This window comes from Aeromonas sp. 96A, assembly GCF_051919165.1.
Lineage (GTDB): Bacteria > Pseudomonadota > Gammaproteobacteria > Enterobacterales > Aeromonadaceae > Aeromonas > Aeromonas veronii.
The window spans coordinates 778,130-793,382 of sequence record NZ_JBQBFE010000001.1 but is presented as its reverse complement, the minus strand read 5'-3'; the positions used below and the strand labels follow the sequence as shown (position 1 = coordinate 793,382).

Annotated in this window: 15 protein-coding genes; 8 read left to right on the top strand and 7 right to left on the bottom strand. The window is 57.2% G+C overall.

Annotated features, from left to right (window positions below; all coding sequences use genetic code 11):
• Nucleotides 1-38: 38 nt before the first annotated feature.
• The 3 genes from infA to aat all read right to left on the bottom strand — a co-directional run bounded on the left by infA (nucleotide 39) and on the right by aat (nucleotide 1,746).
• Nucleotides 39-257 carry a translation initiation factor IF-1 gene (infA, locus tag ACTG2W_RS03615; RefSeq protein WP_005300033.1) on the bottom strand — a complete coding sequence of 73 codons (219 nt, stop codon included), beginning with the start codon at nucleotides 255-257 and terminating at the stop codon, nucleotides 39-41.
• A 68-nt stretch (nucleotides 258-325) separates the two neighbouring features.
• The gene (locus ACTG2W_RS03610; RefSeq protein WP_040066402.1) at nucleotides 326-1,042 is read right to left on the bottom strand and encodes an arginyltransferase; all 717 of its coding nucleotides are present in this window, start codon (nucleotides 1,040-1,042) and stop codon (nucleotides 326-328) included.
• The gene (gene aat, locus ACTG2W_RS03605) at nucleotides 1,039-1,746 is read right to left on the bottom strand and encodes a leucyl/phenylalanyl-tRNA--protein transferase (protein ID WP_069527212.1); all 708 of its coding nucleotides are present in this window, start codon (nucleotides 1,744-1,746) and stop codon (nucleotides 1,039-1,041) included. Before aat ends, ACTG2W_RS03610 begins: the two co-directional genes overlap by 4 nt.
• A gap of 19 nt (nucleotides 1,747-1,765) precedes the next feature.
• Between aat and ACTG2W_RS03600 the strand changes: the two genes are divergently transcribed.
• Nucleotides 1,766-2,236, top strand: coding sequence for a glycine zipper 2TM domain-containing protein (locus tag ACTG2W_RS03600; protein WP_005359981.1), 471 nt, complete (start codon nucleotides 1,766-1,768; stop codon nucleotides 2,234-2,236).
• Here ACTG2W_RS03600 and ACTG2W_RS03595 read toward each other — a convergent pair.
• From ACTG2W_RS03595 to ald, 3 genes are all read right to left on the bottom strand, one after another.
• Nucleotides 2,230-3,462, bottom strand: coding sequence for a diguanylate cyclase (locus ACTG2W_RS03595; RefSeq protein WP_106843260.1), 1,233 nt, complete (start codon nucleotides 3,460-3,462; stop codon nucleotides 2,230-2,232). The two genes, ACTG2W_RS03600 and ACTG2W_RS03595, sit on opposite strands and share 7 nt — an antisense overlap.
• A 100-nt stretch (nucleotides 3,463-3,562) precedes the next feature.
• Nucleotides 3,563-4,513, bottom strand: a complete 951-nt coding sequence (gene trxB / locus ACTG2W_RS03590; RefSeq protein ID WP_106843261.1) for a thioredoxin-disulfide reductase — start codon at nucleotides 4,511-4,513, stop codon at nucleotides 3,563-3,565.
• Nucleotides 4,514-4,698: 185 nt separating this feature from the next.
• Nucleotides 4,699-5,814, bottom strand: coding sequence for an alanine dehydrogenase (gene ald / locus ACTG2W_RS03585; RefSeq protein ID WP_005337098.1), 1,116 nt, complete (start codon nucleotides 5,812-5,814; stop codon nucleotides 4,699-4,701).
• A gap of 150 nt (nucleotides 5,815-5,964) precedes the next feature.
• Between ald and lrp the strand changes: the two genes are divergently transcribed.
• The 5 genes from lrp (at nucleotide 5,965) to serS (ending at nucleotide 12,880) form a co-directional block, all read left to right on the top strand.
• The gene (gene lrp / locus ACTG2W_RS03580) at nucleotides 5,965-6,456 is read left to right on the top strand and encodes a leucine-responsive transcriptional regulator Lrp (protein ID WP_005300047.1); all 492 of its coding nucleotides are present in this window, start codon (nucleotides 5,965-5,967) and stop codon (nucleotides 6,454-6,456) included.
• Between the two features lie 202 nt (nucleotides 6,457-6,658).
• Entirely contained in the window at nucleotides 6,659-9,175 is a 2,517-nt protein-coding gene (locus tag ACTG2W_RS03575) for a DNA translocase FtsK (RefSeq protein ID WP_106843262.1), read from the top strand.
• An 80-nt stretch (nucleotides 9,176-9,255) separates the two neighbouring features.
• Nucleotides 9,256-9,864 carry an outer membrane lipoprotein chaperone LolA gene (gene lolA, locus ACTG2W_RS03570; protein ID WP_041202312.1) on the top strand — a complete coding sequence of 203 codons (609 nt, stop codon included), beginning with the start codon at nucleotides 9,256-9,258 and terminating at the stop codon, nucleotides 9,862-9,864.
• 76 nt (nucleotides 9,865-9,940) lie between these two features.
• Entirely contained in the window at nucleotides 9,941-11,278 is a 1,338-nt protein-coding gene (locus ACTG2W_RS03565; RefSeq protein ID WP_088869179.1) for a replication-associated recombination protein A, read from the top strand.
• A 306-nt stretch (nucleotides 11,279-11,584) separates the two neighbouring features.
• A complete protein-coding gene (gene serS / locus ACTG2W_RS03560; protein ID WP_106843263.1) occupies nucleotides 11,585-12,880 on the top strand; it encodes a serine--tRNA ligase in 1,296 nt (431 codons plus the stop codon).
• A 2-nt stretch (nucleotides 12,881-12,882) separates the two neighbouring features.
• Here serS and ACTG2W_RS03555 read toward each other — a convergent pair whose 3' ends face one another.
• Complete coding sequence (locus ACTG2W_RS03555) at nucleotides 12,883-13,059, bottom strand: hypothetical protein (RefSeq protein WP_155395816.1); 177 nt, start codon at nucleotides 13,057-13,059, stop codon at nucleotides 12,883-12,885.
• Nucleotides 13,060-13,067: 8 nt separating this feature from the next.
• On the opposite strand from ACTG2W_RS03555, the gene ACTG2W_RS03550 reads away from it, so the two are divergent.
• Both ACTG2W_RS03550 and purF read left to right on the top strand, forming a co-directional pair.
• Entirely contained in the window at nucleotides 13,068-13,556 is a 489-nt protein-coding gene (locus ACTG2W_RS03550; RefSeq protein WP_106843264.1) for a CvpA family protein, read from the top strand.
• A 21-nt stretch (nucleotides 13,557-13,577) separates the two neighbouring features.
• The gene (gene purF / locus ACTG2W_RS03545) at nucleotides 13,578-15,098 is read left to right on the top strand and encodes an amidophosphoribosyltransferase (RefSeq protein WP_005351229.1); all 1,521 of its coding nucleotides are present in this window, start codon (nucleotides 13,578-13,580) and stop codon (nucleotides 15,096-15,098) included.
• The last annotated feature ends 155 nt before the right edge of the window (nucleotides 15,099-15,253 follow it).

The following is a 15,253-nucleotide window of genomic DNA, read 5'->3' as shown; positions in this document are numbered from 1 at the left end:
CCAACCGAAAGGTTGGGGTTTTTTGCTGAATTCCTGGCTTAGCGAGAGCGGAAAACAATACGTCCCTTGGAGAGATCGTAGGGAGTCAGTGCTACCGTTACTTTGTCTCCAGTCAGGATACGAATGTAGTTTTTGCGCATCTTGCCTGAAATATGAGCGATAACCACGTGACCATTCTCCAGTTCCACACGGAACATGGTATTGGGCAGGGTTTCGAGAATAGTGCCCTGCATCTCAATACTGTCTTCTTTAGCCATTGAATCCTCTTGATAAGCCACAACAAAAAACCGCTGGATCATGCCGGATTTAAGGCTATGTGTAAAGTTTACTCGGGCTTGGTGTCGATATTTTTCCATTCCCCCTGAATTAACAGCTCATGAGGGAGATAATTGCGCTTGTAATTCATCTTGCGACACGCCTCCACCAGATAGCCAAGATAGAGCCAGCTTCGCCCGGTTCGCCTGGCCAGATCGAGCTGGCAGAGGATGGCAAAGGTGCCCAGGGAGCGATCGGCATAATCCGGATCGAAGAAGGTGTACATAGCGCTCAAGGAGTGGGGTAGCAGGTCTGTGGTGGCCACGCCGATAAGACGGCCCTCCTTGCGCATCTCCAGATAGAGTGGCGGCATCCAGTCACAATGGAGAAATCCGCGATACTGGCTACGGTTGGGGGGATACATGCTGCCATCGTGATGGCGTTCGCGGATATAGCGTTCGTAGAGCAGGTAATACTCGGGCTTGTCGTCGTAGCTCAGGACGATCTCGATATCTTTGTTGAGCTGGCGGATCCGCTTCTGGCCACGGCTGGGGCGAAAGCGCTCGCTGTGAATTCGAAGGGATTGGCAGGCATGGCACGCCGGGCAGTGGGGGCGATAGATGTCGTTGCCACTGCGGCGAAAACCGGCAGTCAACAATCGCTCGTAACCGTTGGCGTTGAGCAGATTGTGATCCATCAGCACCAGCAACTGCTCCTGTTCATGGTCCAGATAACTGCAGGGATGCTTGGGAGTCAGCCCTACTTTAAGGATCACTTCTTCAGTCATAGGCTGATCTCCCCCTCTTGCCAGCAGGAAGCCAACAGTGGTTGATGGCCAAGGCGCGCCAGCTCGGCCAGAAAACGGGCCCGTGGCCACTCCTCGATACCCAGGGTCGCCAGAAACGGGTTTTGCATCTGGCAATCGATGAGGGCGCCGCGATGGCGGGCGAAGTGGCGACAGAGTGCCACCATGGCAAGTTTGGCGCCGTTATCAATCCGGCTGAACATGGATTCACCGCAAAACAGTCGGCCGATAGAGAGGCCATACAGTCCCGCTTGCAGCTCTCCCTCCTGCCAGATCTCGATAGAGTGGGCATGACCCAGTTGGTGCAACTGCTGGTAGGCCTCGATCATGGGTTGGCTGATCCAGGTGCCATCGGCAGTGCGACGAGGGGCGGCGCAGGCGGTAATGACTTCATTAAAGGCGCGATTGACGGAAATATCGAATGGGGTACGGCGGATAATCTTCTGCAGTGTCCGCCCCACATGGAGTTGGTCGGGACGGATCACCCCACGGGGATCCGGTGACCACCACAGGGTCGGTTGGTGGGGTTCATTCCACGGGAAGATCCCCTTGTGGTAAGCTGCCAGCAATCTGGCAGGGGAGAGATCCCCGCCGATCGCCAGCAAGCCGTTGGGTTCTTCCAGCGCATGGCTGGGGTCGGGAAACCAGCAAAGCTCATCATCCAGTTGGGTAAGATAGCGAGACATAAGGCAACGAGGTTCATAGATGAAGGCCATTATCCTGATAGTATCCAGCTTGTTCTGCTTTGTCACGGCGCCCGCCGGGGCGGAGGTCTACCAGCGCAATACCGCGCGGCCGGTCAATCAGGTGGTGTTTGGTCAGGTCGAAACGGTGCGCAATATTACCCAGCGCCAGATCCTGGAGTCCGAGCACTCTGGCTGGAAGACGCTGGGTGGTGCCGTGTTGGGCGGCCTGCTGGGGAACCAGTTTGGCGGCGGTCATGGCCGTGAAATCGCCACCGCCGTCGGCGCGCTCGCGGGAGCTGCGGCTGCGCAGCAATACCAGTCCGGGGGAACCGTGGTGGAAAACAAGTTGGTGGAGCTGCTGATCCGCAACGAGCAAAATGCCCTTATCAACGTGATCCAGGATTATGATCCCGCCATGGTCTTTGCCAATGGGGACAAGGTGCGCATTCTCTACTTCGATGATGGGGTGCGGGTGGATAAAACCTATTGATGCTCATGTTGAATGATGCAGTTGCGGCCAGCATGCTTGGCTTGATAGAGCAGTTGGTCTGCATCGTTGAGTAGGTTACCTAGCTCATCCGATGGGGTGTTGGTGATGCCAAAACTTATGGTTATCGAAAAGACAGCATTGTCTACCCTGATCTCTTCCTGTGATATTGCCACTCTAAACTGGTCTAGTCGCTCAAGCAGGCATGAGAAACTTGGTTGTTTACTGAGAATGCAAAACTCTTCTCCGCCGAGTCTGGCCACCAACTCTTCCTTGAAGTATTCCTTTAACTTCCCTGCGACCAGTTTAAGTACAGTGTCGCCGATGTGATGCCCATGTTGGTCATTGACACGTTTGAAGTGATCGATATCGAGTAAACAGGCCGTCAGCGTAGGCTGTTCTTGCAGCCATTTGTTGCCGTGTTCGAACAGAAAACGGCGGTTGTAGAGATTGGTTAGATAGTCGCGATTGGCTGTATCACGGATGGTATCCATTAGCTCCAGTGTCTCCAGATTATGGCCAACCCGGCAGTAAAGCTCTTCGGGGGTGAACGGTTTGCTCAAAAAATCATTTGCCCCCAGTTTGATGAATCGGGCTGAAAGCGTTTTGTCTTCAGAGCTGGAGAGTCCAAGAATAGCGAGAGACTGTTTATCGAAGATGTCCCGTAGTCGCCGAACCAACTCTATACCATCCATCTGTGGCATTAGATAATCGGTCACGATAAGACGAATGGTAGGATGCTCCCTGAGCAGTTGTAACGCTTGTTGGCCAGATTCGGCTTCAAAGACGGTCAATAACTGACGACGTAGCAGGTTGGCAATATGGTGGCGTGACATCATTGAATCGTCCACTACCATGACCTCGATAGCGCGGTTATTAGAGAGGCGTCTTACCATACTGACAGTGTATTGGGCACTGAAGCGGGAATCCTTGATGATGTAGTCAAGTGCGCCTTGTTCGAGCCAATAGCGTCTGGAATCTTCGTTGAGGTTAGCAGTCAGGATTATGACAGGCACCCCACGAGCTAATAATGCGCTGGCCGCTTCACCATTTGGTGCATCGGGCAATGTCAAATCGACTAACGCCACAAAACAGTCACCATGATGTTTGGCTAGACACTCGGTCAGGGTATATACAGCATCCACTTCCAGATTGAGATGTTGGCGGATGGCTTGTGTCAGCATACGGCTTATGGTCTGACTATCTTCCACCAGAAGAAGTTTATTCATTACGCGAGTTCCCTGCGAGAGCGACATTCTATCCAATAAAGCAAAAGGTATACCAGAGTATACCTTTTGCCAGTCATTGCGTTGTTAGAGAGCCGTGCTTTTATTGCGCGTCGAGGTAGCGTTCGGCATCGAGGGCTGCCATGCAGCCGGTACCGGCAGAGGTGATCGCCTGACGGTAGTTGTGGTCGGCCACATCGCCGGCAGCGAAGACACCTTCAATGCTGGTCTGGGTGGCAAAACCGTCGAGGCCGCCACGTACCTTCAGATAGCCGTTTTGCATCTCCAGCTGGCCATCGAAGATCTGGGTATTGGGCTGGTGGCCGATGGCGATGAAGACGCCCATCAGCGGCAGCTCGCTGGTGCTGTTGTCCTGAGTGTTGCGCAGGCGCACACCGGTGACCCCCATCTGATCACCCAGCACTTCGTCCAGGGTCTGGTGGGTGTGCAGCACGATATTGCCGCTCGCGACCTTGTCGTGCAGACGCTTGATCAGGATCTTCTCGGCACGGAATTCGTCGCGGCGGTGGATCAGGTGCACCTTCTTGGCGATGTTGGCCAGATACAAAGCTTCTTCAACAGCGGTGTTGCCGCCGCCGATCACCGCCACTTCCTGATTGCGGTAGAAGAAACCGTCACAGGTGGCACAGGCGGAGACGCCGCGACCCTTGAAGGCCTCTTCGGAAGGCAGACCCAGATACTTGGCGGAGGCGCCGGTCGCGATGATCAGGGCATCGCAGGTGTACTCGCCGTTGTCGCCCTTGAGACGGAACGGGCGCTGAGCCAGTTCGACACTGTTGATGTGATCAAACAGGATGCGAGTATCGAACTTCTCAGCATGGGCTTTCATGCGCTCCATCAGGGCTGGGCCGGTCAGCCCTTCCGGATCACCTGGCCAGTTTTCCACTTCGGTGGTGGTGGTCAGCTGACCCCCTTGCTGCATGCCGGTGATGAGCAGGGGATTGAGGTTGGCGCGGGCGGCGTAGACGGCCGCGGTGTAACCGGCCGGGCCTGACCCTAAGATCAGCAATTTGCTGTGAGTGACTTGGCTCATGATGTCATTTCCGGGATGTGATGAGTTTGCGCGATTGTAGGTAATTCGTGATCCGGGGTCAAAGGCTGGTGAGTCGATTGCACTAATCGTGTTCACAAGGGGTGACATGCAAAATAAAGGAATAAAAAAACCGCCCATCGCGGGCGGATTTTCACTCATCTCCAACTGGCGCAGGCCAGCGCAGATCAGTTCAGCAGGGTCAGGGGATCCGTGTAGGCAAGGCCATGCGCCACGGCCACTTCCTTGCAGGTGAGCTTGCCCTCCATCACGTTGAGCCCGTGCAACAGGTTGGGGTCGCTCAGCAGTGCCTGACGATATCCTTGCTGGGCCAGCTTGATGATAAAGGGGAGGGTGGCATTGTTGAGCGCAACGGTCGAGGTGCGGGCCACCGCCCCCGGCATGTTGGCGACACAGTAGTGCACCACCTCATCGACAATATAGGTCGGATCCTGGTGGGTGGTGGCGTGGGAGGTTTCCACACAGCCGCCCTGATCGATGGCCACATCGACGATGGCAGAACCCGGCTTCATGCGCGCAATGTGGTCACGGCGGACAAGTTTTGGCGCAGTGGCACCCGGTACCAGCACACCGCCGATGACCAGATCGGCCGCCAGCAGATGGCGCTCCAGCGTCTCGCTGTTGGAGTAGACCACTTTGGCCGCTCCCTGGAACTCGTTATCGAGACGGCGCAGGGTATCGACGTTGTTATCGAGGATGGTCACATCTGCGCGCAGGCCAATGGCCATGCGGGCTGCATTGGATCCGACCACGCCGCCACCGATGATCACCACCTTGGCCGGTTCGACACCGGGCACGCCGCCGAGCAGCACACCGCTACCACCGCGCGATTTTTCCAGCGCCTGGGCACCCGCCTGAATAGACATGCGTCCGGCCACTTCCGACATGGGGGCCAGCAGGGGCAGGCCGCCACGGCCGTCGGTGACGGTTTCATAGGCGATACAGATGGCGCCGCTTTTCAGCAGGGCTTCGGTCTGGGGCAAGTCTGGCGCTAGATGCAGATAGGTAAACAGGGTTTGACCCGGACGCAGCATGGCACATTCGACAGGCTGAGGTTCCTTGACCTTGACGATCATCTCGGCTTTGGCGAAAACCTCTGCTGCAGAGGCCAAAATTTCGGCACCAACAGCGATATAATCTGCATCGCTGAAGCCAATGCCGTTTCCGGCACCGCTTTGGACGAAAACAGTATGGTTTCGTGCTGTCAGTTCACGTACACTGGCCGGAACCATGCCTACGCGGTATTCATGGTTTTTTATCTCTTTAGGTACACCGATAATCATGCTATCCCTCGTCTATAGATTGGTGTTTTATGTTGCCAAAATGTTAACCAACATTTGCGCCTAGTATATTCAGGTATTGACAGGATTTGTGACCATAATTATAAAATGACTGGTGATTCTTACCAAAAAATAGCCAAAGGATGGAATAAAATGATGGAAGCTAAGAGTCGGCTAAAGGATTTGGACAGGATTGACCGCAACATTCTTAATGAACTGCAAAAGGATGGCAGGATTTCGAATGTTGAGTTGTCCAAGCGAGTTGGCCTGAGTCCTACACCGTGTCTGGAACGGGTTCGTCGCCTCGAGCGACAAGGTTATATCGAAGGATATGCCGCTATTCTGAACCCTCATTATCTGGACGCATCTCTGCTGGTGTTTGTAGAGATAACCCTCAATCGCGGGGCGCCTGATGTGTTTGAACAGTTCAACAAGGCTGTTCAGGTGCTCGAAGAGATCCAGGAGTGTCATCTGGTTTCCGGTGACTTCGACTACCTGCTCAAGACCCGAGTCAGCGACATGTCGGCTTACCGCCGTCTGTTGGGGGAAACCCTGCTGCGTCTGCCCGGTGTCAATGACACCCGCACCTATGTGGTGATGGAAGAGGTCAAGCAGAGCAGTCGTCTGGTGATCAGCACCCGATAAAGCAGGTTATGCCGTGGTATCTTTTCCATATGAGACACCATGACAGTCAGAAACGAGCGGCCGGTCCGCTCGTTTCTTCTTGTAAAGATAATTGCAAATATGGCCCCGTCCCATCAGGCTCTGGCTGACAATCGATGGGCTTTTCGGGGATACTAGGCCCCCTTATTTCCTGCATTACATGTTTTCAGAAAGGAGCCGGAGTTTGGCCGATAAAAAGCTGTTTACTCCTTTATCAGGTACACAACGGATCTTCGAAGCCGTCTTGATCGCCATCACCCTGATGGCTGCTTATCTTCTGCTTGCCCTGTTGTCCTATCATCCCGCTGATCCCGGCTGGTCCCAGACCTCCTGGCAAGGGGAGGTGAAGAACCTCGCCGGTAGTGCCGGTGCCTGGCTCGCCGATATCACCATGTTTACCTTTGGTGCCTTCTCCTATCTGGTGCCGCCGCTGGTGGTGGTGCTGGGCTGGAGTCTGTTCTGGCGGCCGAGCCGTCTGCTTGATGTGGATTACCTCACCCTGGGGGTGCGGATCATCGGCTTTATCCTGACCGTGCTCGGCATGTCGGCCATTGCCAGCATGAACTTCAACGATATGCAAAACTTCTCCGCCGGTGGTCTGGTGGGGGATGTGATCGCTTCTGCAGTGGTGCCGCTGTTTGGCGGCGTCGGGGCCAACCTGATGCTGCTCTGCTTCGTGGCAACCGGCATCACTCTGTTTACCGGCTGGTCCTGGCTCACCATCGTCGAGCAGATCGGTGCGGCCTGTACCGGTTCGGTCAGCGCTGTTTACCACTTCCCGACCACCCTCGGCCGCTGGCTGACCGGTGGCTGGCGTCAACCCCGCAACGAGGGGCCGGATCCCTTGCTGGAAGGCGGGGTAGGGGCCATCGCGTTTGATGATGAGGAAGATGAGCCGCACACCAGCTGGACTCGCAAGCCCAAGGCCAAGAACCAGAAGGCTGCCGCCGAAGAGTGGCTGCCGGAACTCGACGACGATACCTTCGAGTTCGACCCACAGTTTGATGATGAAGATGATGAGCCGTCTCCGGCTGCCAAGCCCAAACGTGCGGTGGCGGCCGCCAATGGTCGTCGCCAGCCGGTACTGGCTGTGGCCGATGACGATGATGAGGACGATCTGGATCTGCCCTGGGCCGAAGGGGACGACGAGGTTGCCGCGCCGGTAGCCGTCGCACCAACCAAGCCCAAGCGTCGTCCGCAGTCAACAATGCCGCCGTTACCGAGTATCGAACTGCTGGACAGACCGCCCGCCAAGACTCAGATGATGAGCAAGGATGAGCTGGATCGCATGGGCCGTCTGGTGGAGGCCAAACTTGCCGACTACAACGTGCAGGCCAAGGTGGTGGGTGTCTATCCGGGTCCGGTCATTACCCGTTTTGAACTGGATCTGGCGCCGGGCATGAAGGCGAGCAAGATCACCAACCTCTCGCGCGACCTAGCACGTTCCCTCTCTGCCAGCAGCGTGCGGGTGGTGGAAGTGATCCCGGGTAAAACCTATGTCGGTATCGAGCTGCCCAACCGGGTGCGCCAGACCGTTTACCTGCGTGAAACCCTCGACTGCGATGCTTTCCGCGATAGCCGCAACCCGCTCACAATGGGCCTGGGTCAGGACATCGCCGGCGAGCCGGTGGTGGTGAACCTGGCCAAGATGCCGCACCTGCTGGTGGCCGGTACCACAGGTTCCGGTAAGTCGGTAGGGGTCAACACCATGATCATATCGATGCTCTACAAGTCATCCCCCGATGATCTGCGTTTTATCATGATCGATCCCAAGATGCTGGAACTCTCGGTCTACGAAGGGATCCCGCATCTGCTGACCGAGGTGGTGACCGACATGAAGGACGCCGCCAACGCACTGCGCTGGTGCGTGGGTGAGATGGAGCGCCGTTACAAGCTGATGTCGGCTGTCGGGGTGCGCAACCTCAAGGGCTACAACGACAAGGTACTGGCCGCCATCGAGGAGGGGGAACCCCTGCTGGATCCGTTGTGGCGTCCGGGTGACTCCATGGATCAGATGCCGCCGGAGCTGGAGAAGCTTCCCCACATCGTGGTGGTGGTGGACGAATTTGCCGACATGATGATGATCGTCGGCAAGAAGGTGGAAGAGCTGATCGCACGTATCGCCCAGAAGGCGCGGGCCGCAGGTATTCACCTTATTTTGGCAACCCAGCGTCCGTCGGTGGATGTCATTACCGGTCTTATCAAGGCCAACATCCCGACCCGGATCTCGTTCCAGGTGTCGAGCAAGATCGACTCGCGCACCATCATCGATCAGGGCGGCGCAGAATCTCTGCTCGGTATGGGCGACATGCTCTACATGCCGGCCGGTACCTCCAACCCGACCCGGGTACACGGTGCCTTTGTCGATGACCACGAAGTGCACAAGGTGGTGGCGGACTGGAAACTGCGCGGCGAGCCGAACTACATCGAGGAGATCCTCTCCGGTGAGTCGGGTGGCGAAGGTGGCAGCGGCGAATATGGCGGTGGTGGCGATGAAGAGCTCGACCCCCTGTTCGACGAAGCGGTCGCTTTTGTGGTGGAGTCCCGCCGTGGCTCGACCTCCAGCGTCCAGCGCAAGTTCAAGATTGGTTACAACCGGGCAGCCCGTCTCATCGAGCAGATGGAGAATCAGGGCATCGTCAGCTCACCGGGTGGCAATGGTCAGCGCGACGTGCTGGCACCGCCGCCGGTGCGGGACTAAGCCTCACCGTTTCATACTATCCCTGGCCATGCCCTCCGCGGGCGTGGCCTTTTATCGAGAGCGTCTTTATGAAGAGCGTGATGAAAAAACAACTGTTGATGGGTACCGTGTTGCTGATGGCCAGCAGCCAGGTGTGGGCCGATGCGGCCAGCGATCTCAAACAGAAGCTGGCGGGGGTGAGCCTCTTCTCCGCCAAATTTGCCCAGACCGTCTATGACAGCAAGGGCAAGGAGCTGCAAAAGGCCAGCGGCGATCTGCTGGTGCAGCGGCCAAACCGTTTCAACTGGCACACCACCTCGCCGGACGAGAGCCTGATCGTGGCCGATGGTCAGGATGTCTGGGTCTATGATCCCTTCGTCGAGCAGGTGACCGCCCTCAAGCTGAAAGATGCAGTGCTCAACACCCCCTTTATTCTGATCGCTGGCAATGACGACAAGTTCTGGAAGAACTATGACGTGACCCAGCAGGGGGATGTCTATACCGTCACCAGCCGTAACAAGGATGAGCTGATTGCCTCCTTCCGTGTCACCTTCGACAGACAAGACAACATCAGTCGTTTCGATGTGAAAGAGGCGCAAGGGCAGTGGAGTGAATTCACCCTGAGCAGCTTTAACCGCAAGCCGGTGCTCAAGGGCAACGAATTTGTTTTCAAGATCCCGAAGGGGGTCGAACTGGACGACCAGCGCTAATGAGCAAGCGGTCGTTGGATTGCTCGCCACTGCGCCAGTCAAAGGTGAGTGGCGTGACGCTGGGTGGTCAATACAGATGAGCAACTTGTCGCTGGATTTCTCGTCGGACTTTCGTCCGCTGGCGGCCCGGATGCGGCCGCAAAACCTCGACCAGTATATCGGTCAGCAACATATCCTGGGGGCTGACAAGCCCCTGCGCAAAGCCATTCTGGCGGGTCACTGCCACTCGATGATCCTGTGGGGGCCGCCCGGTACCGGCAAGACTACGCTGGCGGAGCTGATGGCTCACTACTGCCAGGCGGAAGTGGAGCGACTCTCTGCGGTCACCTCCGGTATCAAGGAGATCCGCGCCGCCATCGACAAAGCGAAGGAGAACAGCTGGCGCGGGGTGCGCACCATTCTGTTTGTGGATGAAGTGCACCGCTTCAACAAGAGCCAGCAGGATGTGTTCCTGCCTCACATCGAGGATGGCACCATCACCTTTATCGGTGCCACCACCGAAAACCCCTCGTTCGAACTCAACAACGCACTGCTCTCACGAGCCCGGGTCTATCTGCTCAAGCGACTGGAGGAGAGCGATATTCTCGCCATGCTCGATCAGGCGATGACCGATCCCCGTGGTCTCAATGATCCGGCACTCACCTTCGCCCCCGGCGTCAAAGAGGCGTTGGCTAAGGCAGTTGATGGAGACGGGCGTAAATCCCTCAACTATCTGGAGCTGTTGGCCGACATGGCCGAAACCGACAGCACTGGGGCGCGGGTGATCGACAGTGCCCTGCTCGCTGCCGTGGTGGGGGAGCACGTGGCCCGCTTCGACAAGGGGGGCGATCACTTCTACGACCTCATCTCGGCGGTGCACAAATCCATTCGCGGCTCGGCGCCGGATGCGGCGCTCTACTGGTACGCCCGCATGGTGAGCGCCGGTTGCGATCCCCTCTATATTGCCCGCCGCTTGCTGGCGATTGCCTCGGAAGATGTGGGCAATGCCGATCCGCGCGCCATGCAGGTCGCCCTGTCGGCCTGGGATTGTTTCCATCGGATCGGGCCGGCGGAAGGGGAGCGGGCCATCGCCCAGGCGATCGTCTATCTCGCCTGTGCCCCGAAAAGCAATGCGGTCTACACCGCCTGGAAGGCGGCGCTTAATGATGCCAAAAACCTCCCTGACTTCGAGGTGCCGGTACACCTGCGCAATGCGCCGACCAAGCTGATGAGCGATCTGGGCTATGGCGCCGAGTATCGCTATGCCCATGACGAGCCGGGCGCCTATGCCGCTGGCGAGCAGTATTTCCCGCCCGAGCTGGCGGGCAAGCAGTACTACCAGCCCACCGATCGCGGCCTTGAAAAGCAGATTGGTCAGAAGCTCGATTACCTCCATGAACTGGACAGGCAAAGTCCGCAGCAACGGGGCAAATAGCCCCTTTGTTACCTCGCATGGCTGAAAATTGGTCAGGCGTTTGAATATGCAGGACGGTTTGCGTGCCAAAGTCGGTAAAAACGACACAAATAGTCCCTGTTCGGGCGGGGGGGCGGTCTGCTACACTGCCCGTCTGACCCCGCTTGTCTTGGCCTTGCGCCATCTTCTTGATCTCGAAGGCCTGATAGTTAAGGCCCGATTCTGAAGACGATTGGGGTGCGCCAACCGATGTTAACTTCCGGATCTGTTTCCCAGCCCGTCATGACGACTCAGGCCCAGATCCCATTTTAAAAAAGTAGGTAAACCATGCTGGATCCCAAATATCTGCGCAGCGATATCGAAGAGGCTGCCGCTCGTCTGGCGACACGTGGCTACGTTCTGGACGTAGCGGCTGTCAACGCTCTGGAAGAGAAACGCAAGGATCTGCAGTCCCGTACTCAGGAGCTGCAGGCCGAGCGCAACGCCCGCTCCAAATCCATCGGTGAAGCTGCCCGTCGTGGTGAAGATGTTGCCCCGCTCAAGGCCGAAGTGACCAAGATCAACGATGAGCTGGAGACCAGCAAGGTCGAGCTGGATGCCCTGCTGGCCCAGCTGAAAGCCATTGCCGACGCCATCCCCAACCTGCCGAGCGAGACCACTCCGGTGGGCCGTGACGAGAACGACAACGTGGAAGTGCGCCGCTGGGGTACCCCGCGCGAGTTCAGCTTCCCGGTACGCGATCACATCGATCTGGGCGAAGCGGCCAAGGGCGTTGACTTCAAGAATGGCGTCAAACTCTCCGGTACCCGTTTCGTGGTGATGAAGGGTCAGATTGCCCGTCTGCACCGTGCCCTGGCTCAGTTCATGCTGGATTTGCACACCCAGCAGCACGGTTACACCGAGTGCTACGTGCCCTATCTGGTGAACCCGGACAGCCTCTATGGCACCGGCCAGTTGCCGAAATTTGCTCAAGACCTGTTCAATACCGGTATCGAAGGTGAAGGGGAAGAAGAGGGCAAGCTGCGCAAGTTCTCCCTGATCCCGACCTCCGAAGTGCCGCTCACCAACATGGCCCGTGACGAGATCTTTGACGCCCAAGAGCTGCCGATCAAGATGACCGCCCACAGCCCCTGCTTCCGCTCCGAAGCCGGTTCCTACGGTCGTGATACCCGTGGCCTCATCCGTATGCACCAGTTCGACAAGGTTGAAATGGTTCAGCTGGCTCACCCGGAGAAATCCTGGGATGCGCTGGAGGAGATGGTGGGTCACGCCGAGAAGGTGCTGCAACTGCTGGAGCTGCCGTATCGCGTGATGGCGCTCTCTACCGGTGACATGGGCTTCTGCGCCTCCAAGACCTACGATCTGGAAGTGTGGCTGCCGGCCCAGAACACTTACCGCGAGATCTCCTCTGTCTCCAACTGCACCGACTTCCAGGCGCGCCGCATGCAGGCTCGCGTGCGCATCGACGGCAAGCCGCAACTGCTGCACACCCTGAACGGCTCCGGTCTGGCAGTGGGTCGTACCCTGGTTGCCGTGATGGAGAACTACCAGCAGGAAGATGGCCGCATCGCCATCCCAGCTGCGCTGCAATCCTACATGGGTGGCCTGACCCACATCGGGTAAGTTCACGCCGCTGACCACAACGCCATGGCATTGCCATGGCGTTGTGCATTCTGGCGCCGATCAACCGTTTTAGTGCTGAAAAAATGCGGCTTTTCGGCGTCGCTTTGAACAGTTAACACATTTTTATCAAGCAATGCGCAATCGTTTTTGTTAGACTGCGCCGCAATTTCGCAGGACATCTTTTTCTATGGTCTGGATTGATTACGCCATCATCGGCATCGTCGGTTTCTCTGCTCTCATCAGCCTGGTGCGCGGCTTCGTCAAGGAGGCCATGTCTCTTGTCACCTGGTTCGTCGCCTTCTTTATTGCCAGCCATTTCTATCCCGATCTCGCCGTCTATTTCACCTCCTTCTCCGACGCGCTGGTTCGCAACGGTCTGGCCATCACGGCGCTGTTTGTGGCGACCTTGATCCTCGGCAGCGTGGTCAACTATGTGGTGGGCCTGTTGGTGGACAAGACGGGTCTCTCCGGTACCGATCGGGTGCTGGGGGTCTGTTTCGGTGCAATTCGCGGGGTGCTGATCGTCAGTGCCCTGCTTTTTTTCATGGATACCTTCACCAGCCTCTCCCAGAGCGACTGGTGGGTGGCGTCCAAGCTGGTGCCGGAGTTCAAGCCGGTGATCCAGTGGTTTTTCGGGTTCATGTTGAACTCATCCAGTTTTCTTAAACAGGTATAGTGACTTCGAGGTAGCAAAGACATGTGTGGTATTGTCGGTATAGTTGGCACCACCCCCGTCAATCAGGCCCTCTACGACGCCTTGACGGTGTTGCAGCACAGGGGACAGGATGCCGCCGGGATCGTGACCATTGATAGTGGAAACTTCCGGCAACGCAAGGCCAATGGCCTGGTGAAGGACGTGTTTGAAGTGCGCCACATGCAGCGTTTGCAAGGGAACATCGGCATAGGTCATGTCAGATATCCCACCGCAGGTAGCTCAAGTGCCGCTGAAGCCCAACCTTTTTATGTGAACTCACCCTACGGCATGGTGCTGGCCCATAACGGCAACCTCACCAACGCCAAGGAGCTCAAGGAGCAGCAGTTCAAGGTCGCCCGCCGCCACATCAACACCACCTCCGACTCGGAAGTGCTGCTGAACGTGCTGGCCCACGAGCTGGATCGTTGTGACAAGATGGCGCTGCGCCCCGAAGATATCTTCGCCGCGGTGCGCAGAACCCATCAGCAGATCCGCGGTGCTTATGCGGTGGTCTCGCTGGTGATTGGTCATGGTCTCATCGGTTTTCGCGATCCCAACGGCATTCGCCCGCTGATCCTCGGTCGTCGTCAGGACGAGCAGGGCCAGGTGGAGTACATGCTCGCCTCCGAGAGCGTGGCGCTCGACGCCATCGGTTTCGAGACGGTGCGGGATATTGCGCCGGGTGAAGCCATCTACATCACCGAGCAGGGTCAACTCTTCTCCGAGCAGTGTGCGGAGAACCCGCAGATGAGCTCCTGTATCTTCGAATATGTCTATTTCGCCCGTCCCGATTCGTGCATCGACAAGGTCTCGGTCTACGCCGCCCGCCTCAACATGGGTCGCAAGCTGGGTCAGAAGATTGCCCGCGAGTGGGAAGATCTCGACGTTGATGTGGTTATCCCCATCCCCGAGACCTCCTGTGACGTGGCGCTGGAGATCGCCCATACCCTGGATCTGCCTTACCGTCAGGGCTTCGTGAAAAACCGCTACATCGGCCGTACCTTCATCATGCCGGGCCAGACCCAGCGCAAGAAGTCGGTGCGCCGCAAACTCAACGCCATCAGCTCCGAATTCAAGGGCAAGAAGGTGTTGCTGGTGGACGATTCCATCGTGCGTGGTACCACGTCCGAGCAGATCATCCAGATGGCCCGTGAAGCGGGGGCAGCCAAGGTCTACTTCGCCTCGGCGGCGCCGGAAATTCGCTTCCCCAACGTCTATGGCATCGACATGCCCACCGCCAACGAGCTGATCGCCCACGGCCGTGAAGTAGAAGAGGTGTGCAAGCTGATTGGCGCTGACGGTCTGATTTTCCAGGATCTGGAAGATCTGGAAGCCGCCGTACGGGAGATCAACCCGGATCTGCGTCACTTCGAGACCTCGGTCTTCAATGGCCACTACGTCACCTCCGACGTGGACCAGTCCTATCTGGATCACCTCAATGCCCTGCGCAACGATGACACCAAAGCGGTGCGTGAATGGCAGGAAGGCACCAGCAATCTGGAAATTTTTAACGAAGGCAGTTAAACGTTTGCGGTTTTTGCCGGATGGGATAGCGAGATGGGGGCCAGTGGCCCCCATTGTCGTTTCTACCTTGCACGGGCAGAAGGGGTAGGGGGTATCTGTTTGAAAAACATCCGTTTATCTTGCCGGATATGGGCATGGCCAGCGGGATCCGCTAG

What these genes read in the sequence shown, in the direction of transcription:
- ACTG2W_RS03550 (WP_106843264.1), top strand. Translation starts at nt 13,068, where the DNA reads ATGGTCTGGATTGATTACGCCATCATCGGCATCGTCGGTTTCTCTGCT.
- lolA (WP_041202312.1), top strand. Translation starts at nt 9,256, where the DNA reads ATGAAAAAACAACTGTTGATGGGTACCGTGTTGCTGATGGCCAGCAGC.
- ACTG2W_RS03600 (WP_005359981.1), top strand. Translation starts at nt 1,766, where the DNA reads ATGAAGGCCATTATCCTGATAGTATCCAGCTTGTTCTGCTTTGTCACG.
- purF (WP_005351229.1), top strand. Translation starts at nt 13,578, where the DNA reads ATGTGTGGTATTGTCGGTATAGTTGGCACCACCCCCGTCAATCAGGCC.
- aat (WP_069527212.1), bottom strand. Translation starts at nt 1,746, where the DNA reads ATGTCTCGCTATCTTACCCAACTGGATGATGAGCTTTGCTGGTTTCCC.
- ACTG2W_RS03565 (WP_088869179.1), top strand. Translation starts at nt 9,941, where the DNA reads ATGAGCAACTTGTCGCTGGATTTCTCGTCGGACTTTCGTCCGCTGGCG.
- trxB (WP_106843261.1), bottom strand. Translation starts at nt 4,513, where the DNA reads ATGAGCCAAGTCACTCACAGCAAATTGCTGATCTTAGGGTCAGGCCCG.
- ald (WP_005337098.1), bottom strand. Translation starts at nt 5,814, where the DNA reads ATGATTATCGGTGTACCTAAAGAGATAAAAAACCATGAATACCGCGTA.
- lrp (WP_005300047.1), top strand. Translation starts at nt 5,965, where the DNA reads ATGATGGAAGCTAAGAGTCGGCTAAAGGATTTGGACAGGATTGACCGC.
- infA (WP_005300033.1), bottom strand. Translation starts at nt 257, where the DNA reads ATGGCTAAAGAAGACAGTATTGAGATGCAGGGCACTATTCTCGAAACC.
- ACTG2W_RS03595 (WP_106843260.1), bottom strand. Translation starts at nt 3,462, where the DNA reads ATGAATAAACTTCTTCTGGTGGAAGATAGTCAGACCATAAGCCGTATG.
- serS (WP_106843263.1), top strand. Translation starts at nt 11,585, where the DNA reads ATGCTGGATCCCAAATATCTGCGCAGCGATATCGAAGAGGCTGCCGCT.
- ACTG2W_RS03610 (WP_040066402.1), bottom strand. Translation starts at nt 1,042, where the DNA reads ATGACTGAAGAAGTGATCCTTAAAGTAGGGCTGACTCCCAAGCATCCC.
- ACTG2W_RS03555 (WP_155395816.1), bottom strand. Translation starts at nt 13,059, where the DNA reads ATGTCCTGCGAAATTGCGGCGCAGTCTAACAAAAACGATTGCGCATTG.